The organism is Bacillus sp. UMB0728 (assembly GCF_002858875.1).
GTDB lineage: Bacteria > Bacillota > Bacilli > Bacillales > Cytobacillaceae > Bacillus_AB > Bacillus_AB infantis.
On the sequence record NZ_PKLA01000004.1, the window covers coordinates 34,736 to 48,482 of the forward strand.

Consider the following 13,747-nt stretch of genomic DNA (forward strand, 5'->3'; position numbering starts at 1 on the left):
TTATTGTCTGGCAGCAGCGCCCCATTCGGCTGGATTCTCTCTCCATTCCGAAAGGGCATCCATTTCGCCAGTTGTGATATGGCCCTTCTCTCTTGCTGTCTCCGCAAGCTCTGTGAAGGTGGCCAGGGAATATGACTGTATCCCTGCTTCAGCAAGCTTCTGATCGCCCTGCTTCAGCTCATATGTAAAAATGGATACAGCCCCAAGTACTTCACAGCCTGCTTCGCGAAGAGCATCAACAGCTGTGATGACGCTGCCTCCAGTTGAAATAAGATCTTCGACCACAACTACTTTCTGCCCTTTTTCCGCTCTTCCTTCAATCTGCTTTCCTTTTCCATGCTCTTTCGCTTTTGAACGGACATAGCACATCGGCAATTCCAGCAAATCGCTTGCCCAGGCGGCATGAGGAATCCCTGCAGTCGCAGTTCCGGCAATGACTTCAGCGTCAGGGAAATGCTCTTCTATAAGCACTTTAAGCCCTGCGGCTATTTCCCTGCGCACCTCCGGATAGGACATTGTCAGGCGGTTATCACAGTAGATGGGAGACAGCAGCCCCGATGACCAGGTGAAAGGATTGGAAGGCTGCAGAGTAACCGCTCCAATTTCCAGCAATCTTTCAGCAATTGTTTTATTCATGACAAAACGCCCTCCCATTGATTTTTAAATGACAGATAAGCTTCATACGGATCAGCTGCTTTTGTGATGGAACGGCCTACTACTATGGCCGAGACTCCTTCCTGCCTTGCAAATCCCGGTGTGCTGATCCTCTTTTGATCACCTGCCGCCTCTTCTGCCAGACGAATCCCTGGCGTCACTGTCAGGAATCCTTCCCCAAAACGGCTGTTCAGCAGCTTTGCTTCATGCGGGGAGCAGACGACGCCATCAAGCTCTGACTGTCTGGCAAGCCCTGCATAATGAATAACAGAATCATTCAGTGCAACAGGGATCAGCTGCTCTGCCCGCATCTGTTCCTCTGATGTGCTGGTGAGCTGTGTCACCGCAATGCACAGAGGCCTTTTTTTTCCGGCTGCTGTCCCTTCATCCAGCCCTTCAAGGGCGGCTTTCATCATTTCGCTGCCGCCGGCTGCATGGACATTCACCAGATCGCATCCAAGACCGGCAATCCTTCGCATGGCACTGCCGACTGTATTAGGAATATCATGGAGCTTTAAATCCAGGAATACTTCATGCCCGGCCGCCTTCAGTTCCCGGACCATGTCAGGTCCCTCCTGGTAAAAAAGCTCCATGCCCACTTTGACAAATAATTTTTCTTCCGGAAATTTCCCGAGGAAGGATAAGACTTCTTCCTTTTCAGCAAAATCAAGCGCGATGATAAGCGGATTCTTCATGCTTGCCCCAGCTCCTTCCCGTACATTCGCTAATATGCTCAAAACCAAGCTTCTCCAGCAATTCTGGGAGCTTATCTATTATGTTTGGACAGACAAAAGGATCGACGAAATTGGCTGTTCCGACCGCAACAGCTGAAGCCCCTGCATAAAAGAACTCAATCACATCCTCCGCTGTTTCCACTCCGCCCATTCCGATGATGGGCAGATCCACCTGCTGGCTCACTTCATAGATCATCCTTAACGCCACAGGCTTTATCGATGGTCCGGAAAGGCCTCCCGTCCGGTTGGCAAGGATTGGTCGGCCTGTGTTCAGATCCATCCTCATGCCAAGAAGCGTATTAATCATAGTAAGACCGTCTGCACCGCCTTCTTCAACGGCTTTAGCCATTTCTACAATATTGGTGACATTCGGGGACAGTTTTACATAAACAGGCACTGCAGATGCAGCCTTTACTTTCTTTGTCAGGCTCTTTGCGATTTCGGGGATGGTCCCGAAAGCTATGCCGCCCGTCTTGACGTTCGGGCAGGAAATGTTCAGCTCCAAAGCCTTTACATTGGATGCCTTTGATAACTCTCTGGCCACTCCTATATAATCTTCTTCCGTGCTGCCTGCTATATTGGCGATAATAGGAACATCATATTGCTCCAGTCTCGGAAGCTCTTCCATAAGCACATGATCAAGCCCCGGATTTTGCAGGCCGATTGCATTCAGCATCCCAGCTGGTGTTTCAGCGACCCTAGGAGTCGGATTCCCGAATCTCGGCTCAAGAGTGGTCGCTTTTATCATAATGGCTCCCAGCAGGCTCAAATCATACAGCCCGCTGTATTCCTTTCCGAAGCCGAAGCAGCCGGAGGCAGGCATGATCGGATTTTTAAGGGTTAATCCTGGCAGCTCCACATTCAGCATACTCATAGTACAACCTCCCCTGCCCTGAACACAGGCCCGTCAGTGCAGACTTTTTTATAGCTGAAGCCCTCCGGGTCATCCGCCGTATGGCAGACACAGGCAAAGCATGCACCCAGGCCGCATCCCATCCGCTCTTCCAGCGATAAAAATACCTTTTTGTCCAGGTAGGCATTTTCCAGTGCCCTGAGCATGGGTGTCGGCCCGCAGGCATATATTACATCAAATACAAGCGATTCCCGGCTGATAATATCTGTCACAAAGCCCCTGGATCCGTATGTTCCATCCGCCGTTGCAATAAATGTTTCTCCCAGCACTGAAAATTCCCTTTCATAAAACACTTGTTCAGCCGATTGAAATCCAAGCACATGTACTGTCTTGACGCCTCTCGCTTTTAATCTTTTGGACAATTCATATAGGGGCGGCACACCAATTCCCCCCCCTATAAGGAGGGCTGTCTGGCCTGGCAGGGCTTCATTGTCAGGAAAGCCATTGCCCAGCGGACCAAGGACATCGACCTTTTCGCCTGACTGCTTTGAAGCCAGCAGAATAGTGCCCCTGCCTCCTGCCCTGTAGATCATCGTAAAGGTCTGGCGGCTTTTATTGATTTCCGCAATCGAAATCGGCCTTCTTAAAAGCGGGTCATATCCGTTTGATACTTTTAAATGGACGAACTGTCCCGCAGTCTCCATCTCATTGACAAGCTCACCTTTTAAGGTGAGCTCATAAATGTCTTTAGCAATTTCCTGATGTGAGACGATCGTACAGAGTTCCTTCCTGATCATAGAAGGACCGCCTTCTTCTCATGGCTGCCCGGCATCATGGCCTCTGCCGAGAAGTTCATGGATTCAATTACCTGGAGAATCGCTTCAGCTGTGTCCAGGGATGTCAGGCACGCGACCCCGTTTTCCACTGATTCCCTGCGGATCCGGAAGCCGTCGCGCGCCGGCTGCTTTCCTTTTGTCAGCGTATTGATGACCAGCTGTGCCTCTCCATTGCGGATGACATCCAGCAGGTCCGGGCCTTCTGCCCCGATTTTGCCGACCACTTTCACTGGAATGCCTGCTGCAGAGAAATAGCCTGCCGTACCGCTTGTCGCCATTACCTGATAGCCGATTTCTGCAAACCTCCTGGCAAGTGCGAGAGCTTCTTCTTTATCTTTGTCGGCCACTGTCATCAGGACATTTCCGTAACTGCTGATTTTCATACCTGATGCGACAAGGCCTTTATATAAGGCTTTTTCAAGGGTATGATCTTTCCCCATGACTTCACCTGTCGACTTCATCTCAGGGCCGAGCGTGATGTCTACCCGCCTTAGCTTAGCAAAGGAAAACACCGGCACCTTTACATACACGCCCTGCTTTTCAGGTACAAGGCCTGACTCATACCCCTGGCTTTCAAGCGACTGCCCAAGGATTACCTTTGTTGCAATATTAGCCATCGGGACATTGGTTATTTTAGACAGGAATGGAACTGTCCGGCTGGACCGCGGGTTCACTTCCAGGACAAATACCTCTCCTTTTGCCACTACATACTGGATATTCAGGAGACCGATGATGCCGAGGCCCTTTGCCAGCTTTTCCGTATATTCGGCCAGTTTCGCTTTCACTTCATCAGTCAGATTTTGAGGCGGGTATACGGCGATGGAGTCGCCCGAGTGGACGCCTGCCCGTTCGATATGCTCCATGATGCCTGGAATGACGACTCTTTCTCCGTCAGAAATTGCATCAACTTCGATTTCCTTGCCTGTCAGGTAGCGGTCGATCAGAACAGGATGTTCCGGATTCACACGTACCGCATTTTTCATATAATGAAGCAGCTCTTCTTCTTTATAGACAATCTCCATTGCCCTGCCCCCAAGGACATATGAAGGGCGGACAAGGACAGGGTAGCCGATTTCAGCAGCAATAACGGCCGCATCTTCTGCAGAGAAAGCTGTCTTTCCCTGCGGCTGGGGAATGCCCAGGTCTGTCAGCGCCATTTCAAATTTGTCCCTGTCCTCAGCACGGTCAAGGTTTTCAAGTGATGTCCCGAGGATTTTCACTCCTCGTTTCACAAGTTCTGCCGCAAGATTGATCGCTGTCTGGCCCCCGAATTGGACCACTGCCCCCTCGGGTTTTTCCAGATCGATGATATGCATAACATCCTCAATCGTCAGCGGTTCAAAATAAAGCTTATCGGAAATGCTGAAGTCTGTAGACACAGTTTCCGGATTATTGTTGATGATGATTGCTTCATAGCCGGCTTCTTTAATTGCCCATACAGAGTGTACGGTTGCATAGTCGAACTCAATTCCCTGACCAATGCGGATCGGCCCGGACCCAAGCACGACGATGCTTTTCCTGTCTGTAACGATAGACTCGTTTTCTTCTTCATAGGTTCCGTAATAATAAGGTGTTTCTGATTCGAACTCCGCCGCACAGGTATCAACCATCTTATATACCGGTACAATGCCGTTTTTCTTCCTCCAGCTGTAGACCTCCTGCTCTGAGGCATCCCACAGCCCCGCAATCACCAGGTCAGAAAAGCCCATTTCCTTTGCTTTTTTCGCAATCTCCTGGTCAAACCGTTTGCCAGAGAGTGTCTTCTCAAATGCCACGATTTTGTTCATTTTATAAAGGAAGAATAAGTCGATCTCGCTCCACTCATGGATGGTTTCGATCGTTACTCCCCGCCTCAGCGCTTCAGAGATGTAGAACAGCCTCTCATCGCCTGCTTTGCGGATACGCTTTTCCATAAGAGCATCATCGATTTCCTCAGGATTATTCAAAGCAAAATGGTATACATTGGCTTCCAGCGACCTGATGGCCTTAAGCAGTGACTCTTCAAAAGTCCGCCCTATGGCCATTACCTCACCTGTTGCTTTCATCTGTGTACCGAGAGAGCGGTTGGCTGACTCAAATTTATCAAAAGGCCAGCGCGGGATCTTGGTGACAATATAGTCAAGGGCAGGCTCAAAGCACGCATACGTTTTTCCGGTGACCGGGTTCATCATCTCATCAAGCGTCAGGCCAACGGCAATCTTCGCCGCCAGTTTGGCAATCGGATAGCCTGTTGCTTTTGAAGCCAGCGCAGAAGAGCGGCTGACACGAGGATTCACTTCAATGATGTAATAGTCGAAGCTGTATGGATCCAGCGCGAGCTGAACATTGCAGCCTCCCTCGATTTCCAGGGCACGGATGATTTTCAGTGATACATTGCGGAGCAGCTGGTATTCACGGTCGCTTAAGGTCTGGCTCGGAGCGACAACGATAGAATCTCCTGTATGTACCCCTACCGGATCGATGTTCTCCATATTGCAGACAACGATCGCATTATCGTTCGAGTCTCTCATAACCTCGTATTCTATTTCTTTGAAGCCAGCTATGCTCTTCTCGAGCAGGCACTGGGTGACAGGGCTGTTCTTCAGGCCGCTCGCCGTGATTTCCAGCAGTTCTTCCTCATCATGGCAGATGCCGCCCCCTGTTCCGCCGAGCGTGAAAGCAGGACGGACAATCACCGGATAGCCGATCTGCTCTGCAAATGCAAGGGCCTCATCGATATTATGGATGATTTCACTTTCAGGGACCGGCTCACCCAATTCATTCATTAAGCTTCTGAACAGATCGCGGTCTTCCGCCTTTTCAATGGCCGACAGCTTTGTGCCGAGCACTTCCACACCGCACTCTTCAAGCACGCCTGCTTTAGACAGCTCGACTGCCAGGTTCAGACCGGTCTGTCCTCCCAGGGTCGGAACGATCGCATCCGGGCGCTCTTTGCGGATGATCCTGCTGACAAACTCAAGTGTCAGGGGTTCAATATAGACGGCATCGGCAATCTCTGTATCTGTCATGATGGTCGCCGGATTCGAGTTGACAAGGATGACCCTGTATCCTTCTTCTTTCAGCGCTATGCAGGCCTGTGTCCCGGCATAGTCGAATTCTGCCGCCTGCCCGATGACAATGGGCCCCGACCCGATCACTAGAATGCTTTTTATATCTGTACGCTTTGGCATGCTGCAGCACCTTCCCGTTTCTCAGATTCGATCATTTGCATAAATTGTTCAAAAAGATTATTGGCATCTTCCGGCCCCGGAGAGGCTTCAGGATGATATTGGACTGTAAAAGCAGGTACATTCTTATGTTTCAGCCCTTCGACTGTTCCGTCATTAAGCGCAATATGCGTCACTTCAAGCGGTGTACCGTAAATAGAATCTTCGTTGACAGAGTATCCATGATTTTGTGAAGTCAGCGCCACTTTCCCTGTTTTAAGTTCTTTGACAGGATGATTGGACCCCCTGTGGCCGAATTTCAGTTTCTCAGTATCAGCGCCGCAAGCAAGGGCAAACAGCTGGTGGCCGAGGCAGATTCCAAACAATGGGACCTTCCCGAGCAGCCCCTGGATCATCGGGATGGCTTCCACTACATCTTTCGGGTCCCCAGGCCCATTTGAAAGCATAACCCCGTCAGGGCTCAGGCTGAGGATCTCTTCGCTTGTTGTATGGTATGGCACCACGATCACATCACATCCGCGCTTGTTCAGCTCCCGGAGGATTCCATGCTTCATCCCGTAATCCACAAGCACGACCCTGCGGCCGCGTCCAGGGGAAGGGTAGGCTTTTTTCGTTGATACCCTTTTCACCTGGTCGCGAGGGAGGACAGCAGATTTCAGCTTTTCAATCACTTCGGAAGGATCCTGTTCAATCGGGCATATGCTCCCTTTTAAAGTTCCATGCTTCCGGATGATTCTTGTCAGTTTCCTAGTGTCGATCCCCGCTATTCCAGGAATGCCTTTCGCTTCAAGATAAGCGCCTAAAGAATGCTCGTTCCTCCAGTTAGAAGGGTATTCAGCCGCTTCTTTAACAACAAATCCGTGAATCGCCGGCAGAATGCTCTCAAAATCATCCCTGTTGATGCCATAATTCCCGATTAGAGGGTAAGTCAGCACCACGATCTGGCTGCAGTATGAAGGGTCAGAGAGGATTTCCTGATATCCGGTCATCCCTGTGTTGAATACGACTTCTCCGAAAGCTGCAGAATCGCTCCCAAAACCTTCCCCGATAAAAATGGTTCCGTCTTCCAAAATCAGCTGTTTTTTCATGCGTTGACACTCTCCTTCGCCCATACCGTTTTTCCGCCCGCTATTGTCAGGACCGGCCAGCCTTTGCAGTTCCAGCCTGAGAATGGGGTGTTTTTCCCTTTTGAAACAAATTCCTGCGGATCAATGTTCTGCCCATGATCCAGATTAACCAGCACCAGGTCGGCAGGAGAACCTTCCTCCAGCTTTCCATATGGCAGGCCGAAAGCTTCTGAAGGCTTGATTGTCATGAAATCAACCAGCTGTTTTAAAGTAAGGGTCCCCTTTAGCACCAGATGTGTGTAGAGAAGCGGAAAGGCTGTTTCAAGCCCTGTGATCCCAAATGGGGCCAGCTCCATTCCCTCCTCTTTTTCTTCCGAGGTATGCGGGGCGTGATCGGTTGCGATAAAATCAATCGTACCGTCCAAAAGACCTTCTATCAGTGCCTCACGGTCACTGGCGCTCCTTAGCGGCGGATTCATCTTGAAATTTGCGTCAAGGCCCGGAATATCATCTTCGCATAAGAGCAGATGATGAGGCGTAACCTCAGCAGTTACCTTGATCCCTGCCCTTTTGCTGTCTCTGACAACCCTGACAGACTCTTTAGTAGAGATGTGGCACACATGATAGTGGCAGCCAGCCGCTTCAGCCAGGAGCACATCTCTTGCAATATGTACAGATTCGCATACAGATGGGATCCCATTGATTGCATGCTTCCTTGAAAATTCCCCTTCATGGACAGAGCCTTTATTGATCAGCGTATTTTCTTCGCAGTGCGCAACGACAGGCATGCTGACAGCAGCAGCTTTTTTCATCGCAGAAAGCATCATCCCGGCTGACTGCACTCCCACGCCGTCATCAGTAAAAGCAAAGGCGCCGGCCTGCTTCAGCCCTTCAAAATCGGTCAGCTCACTGCCAAGCTGCCTGACGGTGATCGAAGCATAAGGAAGGACCCGCACATGAGCCGTTTCCGCAATCCTTCTGTTCAGCCATTCCAGCTGCTCCACCGTGTCAGGCACCGGCCTTGTGTTAGGCATTGGGGCGATTGTTGTAAAGCCACCGCGGGCTGCTGCCCTGGTCCCTGTTTCAATCGTTTCTTTCTTTTCTCCCCCCGGCTCCCTGAGGTGTACATGAAGGTCAACGAAGCCCGGGACTGCCAGCAGCCCTTCTGCATTTATCACTTCAGCATCTGGACTGGCGATCCCAGCCCCGATCTTTGCGATTTTTCCGTCCTCGATCAGGATATCCTTCTGTACCAGCTCTCCGTTTTCAGTAAGCAATCTGCCATTTTTGATCAGCTTCTTCATATTTACCGCTCCCCTCTTTATGTTCAAGTGACCTTTTCAGAACTGCCATGCGGACAAATACACCATTTTCCATCTGTTTAAAAATCCTTGACCTGCTGCATTCCACCAGGCTGTCTGCTATCTCGACCCCTCTGTTGACCGGTGCAGGATGCATGATGATGCTTCCCTGCTTCATCCGCTTTTCGCGCTTTTCTGTCAGTCCGTATTTTTCGTGGTACTCGGCAGCAGACATCCCAGTGCTTTCCTGATGCCTCTCATGCTGTATTCTCAGGAGCATGACCACATCCGCAGTCGCAGCCGCTTCATCGATTTCTTCAAAGCTTCCAGAATGGCGGAAGGAAGGGTCGAACCATTCTTCCGGCCCTGAGAATACAACCTCTGCCCCAAGCCTTGCCAGTGCTTCAGCATTGGACCTTGCCACCCTGCTGTGAAGGATGTCGCCGATGATGGCCACCTTCAAGCCGGCAAAGCGGCGGAACTCCTGCCGGATCGTCAGCAGATCCAGCAGCGACTGGGTTGGATGGTGCCCGCAGCCGTCACCTGCATTCAGGACCGGGATGCCTATCTTACCGGAAAGCGCGCTGAAGTAATCTTCCTCCTGATGGCGGATGACCACCGCATCGACACCAATGGACTCGAGTGTCCTCACCGTGTCATAAAGCGATTCGCCCTTCTGGACGCTTGAAGTCCCTGCTTCAAATGGGATGACACCAAGTCCAAGCCTCCTCTCAGCAACTTCAAAGCTGCACTTGGTCCTTGTGCTTGCCTCAAAGAAGAGATTGGCAACGAAGGACTGTGAAGACGGCCTCCACACTGCGCCTTCAGCAAACTCCTGCGCCTGTTTCAGAATCTCCCCGATTTCCATTAAGCTCAATTCATTCATCGTGAGCAGATCTTTCATCTTTGCTTCCTCCTTAACGGAGGCGGGCAAGGCTGTAAAAAAAGCACCCTGAACCTGGTTCAGGGTGCTGAAAAGTCAACATGCCATACTGCACGGGAAAAAGCAGCCGAGCTTCCTCCCGCAGCACATCAACACCCTTGCAAGCCTCTCTGGACTTCTTTAAAAAGTGTCTTTCTTATGCAACATTACTTTTTTTTTCGGTTTCCGCTTCAAACATATCTTCTTCAATCTGAGGTTTGCCTGGCAGGATCAGGTTGAGCACCACACCGCAGATTGCCGCGAGCGCCATACCTTCCAGATTTAATCCGCCCAGAGTTACATGGGCTCCGCCGATCCCGATGACCAGGATGACAGACGAGATGACCAGATTCCGTTTGTCCCCAAAGTCCACCTTGCTGTCAACCAGCATTCTCAGTCCGGACGAGGCGATGATGCCGAACAGCAGGATGGAAACCCCGCCCATCACAGGTGTCGGGATTGAAGCGATCAGCGCAGTGATCTTGCCGATGAAGCCAAACACGGTCGCAACTACTGCGGCACCGGCCAGCACATATACACTGTAGACCCTTGTGATCGCAAGGACGCCGATATTTTCGCCGTAAGTTGTTTTAGGCGGTCCGCCGATCAGCGCGGAAATGATGGTTGCCATCCCGTCCCCGAGAATCGACCTGTGAAGTCCCGGGTTTTTAATATAATCCCTGCCTACCACTTTGCTGAGAACAAGCTGGTGGCCTATATGCTCTGATAAAGTGACGACTGCTACAGGCACCATCAGCAATGCGATCTTCAATGATGACAGATCAACTTTATAATCTGCAAATGGAATGAGGAAATTTGGTGCTTCAAACCACTTTGCTTCGAGAACCGGAGTGAAATCTACAAGACCCGCAAATACGGAGTATATATACCCGATGATGATCCCGCCAAGAATCGGGATCATGCTCAGCATCCCTTTAAAGTAGATGGAGAAAACAATGGTTGCCGCCAATGTGACGAGCCCGGCGGAAAAGTACAGGAAGCTGTATTCCCCGTCTGCATTGTTCATTGCCATTCCTACCGCTGTGCCTGCAAGACCAAGTCCGATGACAATGATGACCGGGCCGACCACAACAGGCGGAAGCAGCTTCATGATCCAGCGATAACCTGCTTTTTTAATGATGAGCGCCACGATGCCGTATACCAGGCCGGCCATAAAGCTGCCGATCATGGCTGCGCCCGGCCCGCCTGCGGTCTTCGCTGCGATGATCGGTGCGATGAAGGCAAAGGATGAGCCAAGATATGCCGGAACCTGCCATTTTGTGACGATCAGAAAAGCAATGGTTCCAAGTCCGCTCGAAATGAGTGCAATGGCCGGATCAAGTCCGACGAGGTAAGGAACAAGAATGGTTGCGCCGAACATGGCGAATAAATGCTGGATGCTTAAGGTAATCCATTGAAATGGCTTTGGTACTTCGTTTACGTCTAATAATGGTTTATTCATGGCTTTGTCTCCTTTGTATTCGTCTTTTCCCCGCAAAAAAACCCTCTTGCTTTTTCGCACAGAGGGCATAGGAGCACAGCTGAAAAGACACCAGCCATGTTCCCCTTTGCCAGCCTCTCTGGACTGCGTTAAAAGGGGGATGTTCAGTTTTCAAAGATGCTTACTTGATCGGTTTCATCTACTTCCTTCAGTTCAACGACTATTTTTTCCGAGCTGGAAGTCGGTATGTTTTTGCCTACATAATCTGCCCGGATCGGGAGCTCTCTATGGCCCCTGTCCACCAGGACTGCCAGCTGAATCGCAGCCGGTCTGCCGATGTCTACCAGGGCATCGAGGCCCGCTCTGACTGTCCTGCCTGTATACAGTACATCGTCGATGAGGATGACTTTTTGATTGGTGATATCCTGCGGAATGTCGCTGCCTTTGACCAGCGGCTGATCGTCATCCGTTTTCTTTGTCAGATCATCACGGTACAGCGTAATATCCAGCTCCCCGACAGGGATCCTTTTACCCTCGATCTGTTCAATCCTGTCAGCCAGGCGATTTGCCAAGTAGATGCCTCGGGTCCTGATCCCTACAAGCACACATTCATCTATCCCTTTGTTCTTCTCAATGATTTCATGGGCGATCCTGGTCAATGCCCTCCTGATTGCCTGTTCATCTAATACCACTGCTTTTTGTGTCATGTTATCACCCTCCAGCATCAGGCTGCACGATTCTTGTATAAAAAAACCTCCCGCCTGCACGACGAGAGGTTTGGCTGCACTTTTAGTGCAGGAAGGGGAATCCCTTCCGTATCCGATACCTTCTCAGTCTCACAGGACTGGTCTTAAAGGTCATATTCATTAAAGCTATAGTAAAATATTTTAGGACAGATGTCAACGATTATTATTTTTCAGATGCTACTTGCCCAGTTTTTCCAGGAGTTCCGAGAAGTATGCCGGAAGAGGAGCCTCAAATTCCATGTATTCCCCGGTTCTTGGATGCACAAAGCCCAGAACACCTGCATGCAGTGCCTGTCCGCCGATTTCAAGTGTCTTTCTTGGCCCGTACTTCGGGTCCCCTGCCAGCGGATAGCCGATATATTTCATATGAACGCGGATCTGGTGGGTCCTTCCTGTTTCAAGCTGGCATTCCACATGGGTAAAATCCTTGTAGCGGTGAATCACATGAAAATGCGTGACCGCATGCTTTCCGCCATCCACCACTGTCATGCTCTGCCTGTCTTTAGGATCCCTTCCAAGCGGAGCATCAACCGTTCCATAGTCATGAGGGATGGTTCCATGAACAATTGCCTGGTACTTCCTTGTCACGGTTTTTTCAACAAGCTGATCCACCAGGCTTTCATGGGCCATATCATTCTTGGCAACCATCAGCAGGCCTGATGTATCCTTATCGATGCGGTGAACGATTCCCGGGCGCAGGACGCCATTAATGCCGGAAAGGTCCTTGCAGTGTGCCATAAGGCCATTGACCAGCGTTCCTGATGCATGACCTGGCGCAGGATGGACGACCATTCCCTTAGGCTTATTAACGACAAGGACATCACCATCTTCATAATAGATATCAAGGTCCATCTCTTCCGGTAAGACATCAAGCTCTTCCGGTTCTGGGAATGATATTTCAATCTTATCATCAGTGCTGCATTTATAATTCGTTTTAGTTCCCTGGCCGTTGACAAGGATATGGCCATCCTTGATCATTTGCTGCGCCTGTGATCTTGACAGCTCTTCGTTCAGCAGTGAAACAGCTTTATCAAGCCTTTCCCCTGCCACTTCTTCATTAATGATGTATTCCATTTTCTCCATTCGATTTCTCCTTCGCTTCCCGCTCTTCCCGGAGCATTTGTATCATCAGTATGATTACCCCGACAACCAATGATGAATCGGCCACATTAAAGACAGGAAAATCATATCCAAAGATATATGTGTTGACGAAATCAACCACTTCTTTGCGGAAAACCCTGTCGATAAAATTGCCGATCGCCCCTCCGAGCATTAATCCCAGTGCGATGCCAAGCAATCGCTTCCCTTTTGCTGCGGTCTTGATGTAATAGACAATACCTATGATGACGGCAACTGTAATAACATAGAAAAACCACATTTGCCCTTCAAGAATTCCCCATGCCGCCCCCCTGTTGCGGTGCGATGTGATATAAAGAAAATTCTCGATCACCGGGATGCTTTCACCAAGCTCCATATTTTTAACAATCAGCCATTTGGTCAGCTGATCCAGAGCAATAACAAATAAGGCAATTATGTAATAAAACACAAAGGCTACCTCCAATTTGAAGTCATTACCTTAGCATTTTAGCATAATCTCCATGAAAACGACACCTTTTATCCACTATGAAGGCTGCTGCTGACCGGTTCAGCCTCTCATAATCATCATCAAGAAAGAAGCGGTGTCTGCGGACGGTTCAAAAACTGATTCCATCGGCTTTCGGCAAAACGCCCCAAGCTTATCATAATCTGACAATGCTACCATAGTTGGGATGACTGACAGCAGATTTTCCGGTATCAATTCCCCGGATATTTCACATTTTCCGTATTCCCCTTTTTCCAATTTTCCGATGGCGCGGTTAATATCGGCCAACTCATCATATATTAATGGCTGGATAAGGGCTGAGCATCTTCCGCTTTCCAGCCTCTGAAGCAATTCCTCTTTAGTTGCACGGAGTTCTGAATAGAGCTTTTCAAATGAGCTGTCCATTGCCGCTTCCTCCGTTCTTCTTTGTTTAAAATTATTATC

Annotated in this window: 13 protein-coding genes; all 13 read right to left on the minus strand. The window is 49.9% G+C overall.

Features of this window, described 5'->3' with window-relative positions; genetic code table 11:
- Nucleotides 1-636 carry an orotate phosphoribosyltransferase gene (pyrE, locus tag CYJ37_RS16015; RefSeq protein ID WP_094767494.1) on the minus strand — a complete coding sequence of 212 codons (636 nt, stop codon included), beginning with the start codon at nt 634-636 and terminating at the stop codon, nt 1-3.
- Nucleotides 633-1,349, minus strand: a complete 717-nt coding sequence (gene pyrF / locus CYJ37_RS16020) for an orotidine-5'-phosphate decarboxylase (RefSeq protein WP_009795978.1) — start codon at nt 1,347-1,349, stop codon at nt 633-635. Before pyrF ends, pyrE begins: the two co-directional genes overlap by 4 nt.
- Nucleotides 1,321-2,262 carry a dihydroorotate dehydrogenase gene (locus CYJ37_RS16025; RefSeq protein ID WP_101550642.1) on the minus strand — a complete coding sequence of 314 codons (942 nt, stop codon included), beginning with the start codon at nt 2,260-2,262 and terminating at the stop codon, nt 1,321-1,323. Before CYJ37_RS16025 ends, pyrF begins: the two co-directional genes overlap by 29 nt.
- Nucleotides 2,259-3,038, minus strand: a complete 780-nt coding sequence (locus CYJ37_RS16030; protein WP_009795980.1) for a dihydroorotate dehydrogenase electron transfer subunit — start codon at nt 3,036-3,038, stop codon at nt 2,259-2,261. Before CYJ37_RS16030 ends, CYJ37_RS16025 begins: the two co-directional genes overlap by 4 nt.
- Nucleotides 3,035-6,247 (minus strand): carbamoyl-phosphate synthase large subunit, encoded by a 3,213-nt coding sequence (carB, locus tag CYJ37_RS16035; protein ID WP_009795981.1) that lies wholly within the window; start codon nt 6,245-6,247, stop codon nt 3,035-3,037. Before carB ends, CYJ37_RS16030 begins: the two co-directional genes overlap by 4 nt.
- Nucleotides 6,226-7,332, minus strand: coding sequence for a carbamoyl phosphate synthase small subunit (locus CYJ37_RS16040; RefSeq protein ID WP_101550644.1), 1,107 nt, complete (start codon nt 7,330-7,332; stop codon nt 6,226-6,228). The genes carB and CYJ37_RS16040 overlap by 22 nt, the downstream gene beginning before the upstream one ends.
- Complete coding sequence (locus tag CYJ37_RS16045; RefSeq protein ID WP_101550645.1) at nt 7,329-8,615, minus strand: dihydroorotase; 1,287 nt, start codon at nt 8,613-8,615, stop codon at nt 7,329-7,331. The genes CYJ37_RS16040 and CYJ37_RS16045 overlap by 4 nt, the downstream gene beginning before the upstream one ends.
- On the minus strand, nt 8,578-9,516 hold the full coding sequence (locus CYJ37_RS16050; RefSeq protein ID WP_101550647.1) for an aspartate carbamoyltransferase catalytic subunit: 939 nt from the start codon (nt 9,514-9,516) through the stop codon (nt 8,578-8,580). Before CYJ37_RS16050 ends, CYJ37_RS16045 begins: the two co-directional genes overlap by 38 nt.
- 175 nt (nt 9,517-9,691) lie before the next feature.
- Nucleotides 9,692-10,996: a solute carrier family 23 protein gene (locus tag CYJ37_RS16055; protein ID WP_101551131.1), complete on the minus strand. Its 1,305-nt coding sequence runs from the start codon at nt 10,994-10,996 to the stop codon at nt 9,692-9,694.
- A gap of 143 nt (nt 10,997-11,139) precedes the next feature.
- A complete protein-coding gene (gene pyrR / locus CYJ37_RS16060) occupies nt 11,140-11,682 on the minus strand; it encodes a bifunctional pyr operon transcriptional regulator/uracil phosphoribosyltransferase PyrR (protein WP_009795986.1) in 543 nt (180 codons plus the stop codon).
- A 216-nt stretch (nt 11,683-11,898) separates the two neighbouring features.
- Nucleotides 11,899-12,804, minus strand: a complete 906-nt coding sequence (locus CYJ37_RS16065; RefSeq protein ID WP_101550649.1) for an RluA family pseudouridine synthase — start codon at nt 12,802-12,804, stop codon at nt 11,899-11,901.
- A complete protein-coding gene (gene lspA, locus CYJ37_RS16070) occupies nt 12,779-13,267 on the minus strand; it encodes a signal peptidase II (protein WP_022543702.1) in 489 nt (162 codons plus the stop codon). Before lspA ends, CYJ37_RS16065 begins: the two co-directional genes overlap by 26 nt.
- Before the next feature lie 99 nt (nt 13,268-13,366).
- Complete coding sequence (locus CYJ37_RS16075) at nt 13,367-13,708, minus strand: hypothetical protein (protein ID WP_022543701.1); 342 nt, start codon at nt 13,706-13,708, stop codon at nt 13,367-13,369.
- Nucleotides 13,709-13,747: the final 39 nt, after the last annotated feature.

Coding starts and splice junctions, on each gene's coding strand:
- pyrE (WP_094767494.1), bottom strand. CDS start 636: ATGAATAAAACAATTGCTGAAAGATTGCTGGAAATTGGAGCGGTTACT.
- pyrF (WP_009795978.1), bottom strand. CDS start 1,349: ATGAAGAATCCGCTTATCATCGCGCTTGATTTTGCTGAAAAGGAAGAA.
- CYJ37_RS16025 (WP_101550642.1), bottom strand. CDS start 2,262: ATGAGTATGCTGAATGTGGAGCTGCCAGGATTAACCCTTAAAAATCCG.
- CYJ37_RS16030 (WP_009795980.1), bottom strand. CDS start 3,038: ATGATCAGGAAGGAACTCTGTACGATCGTCTCACATCAGGAAATTGCT.
- carB (WP_009795981.1), bottom strand. CDS start 6,247: ATGCCAAAGCGTACAGATATAAAAAGCATTCTAGTGATCGGGTCGGGG.
- CYJ37_RS16040 (WP_101550644.1), bottom strand. CDS start 7,332: ATGAAAAAACAGCTGATTTTGGAAGACGGAACCATTTTTATCGGGGAA.
- CYJ37_RS16045 (WP_101550645.1), bottom strand. CDS start 8,615: ATGAAGAAGCTGATCAAAAATGGCAGATTGCTTACTGAAAACGGAGAG.
- CYJ37_RS16050 (WP_101550647.1), bottom strand. CDS start 9,516: ATGAAAGATCTGCTCACGATGAATGAATTGAGCTTAATGGAAATCGGG.
- CYJ37_RS16055 (WP_101551131.1), bottom strand. CDS start 10,996: ATGAATAAACCATTATTAGACGTAAACGAAGTACCAAAGCCATTTCAA.
- pyrR (WP_009795986.1), bottom strand. CDS start 11,682: ATGACACAAAAAGCAGTGGTATTAGATGAACAGGCAATCAGGAGGGCA.
- CYJ37_RS16065 (WP_101550649.1), bottom strand. CDS start 12,804: ATGGAGAAAATGGAATACATCATTAATGAAGAAGTGGCAGGGGAAAGG.
- CYJ37_RS16075 (WP_022543701.1), bottom strand. CDS start 13,708: ATGGACAGCTCATTTGAAAAGCTCTATTCAGAACTCCGTGCAACTAAA.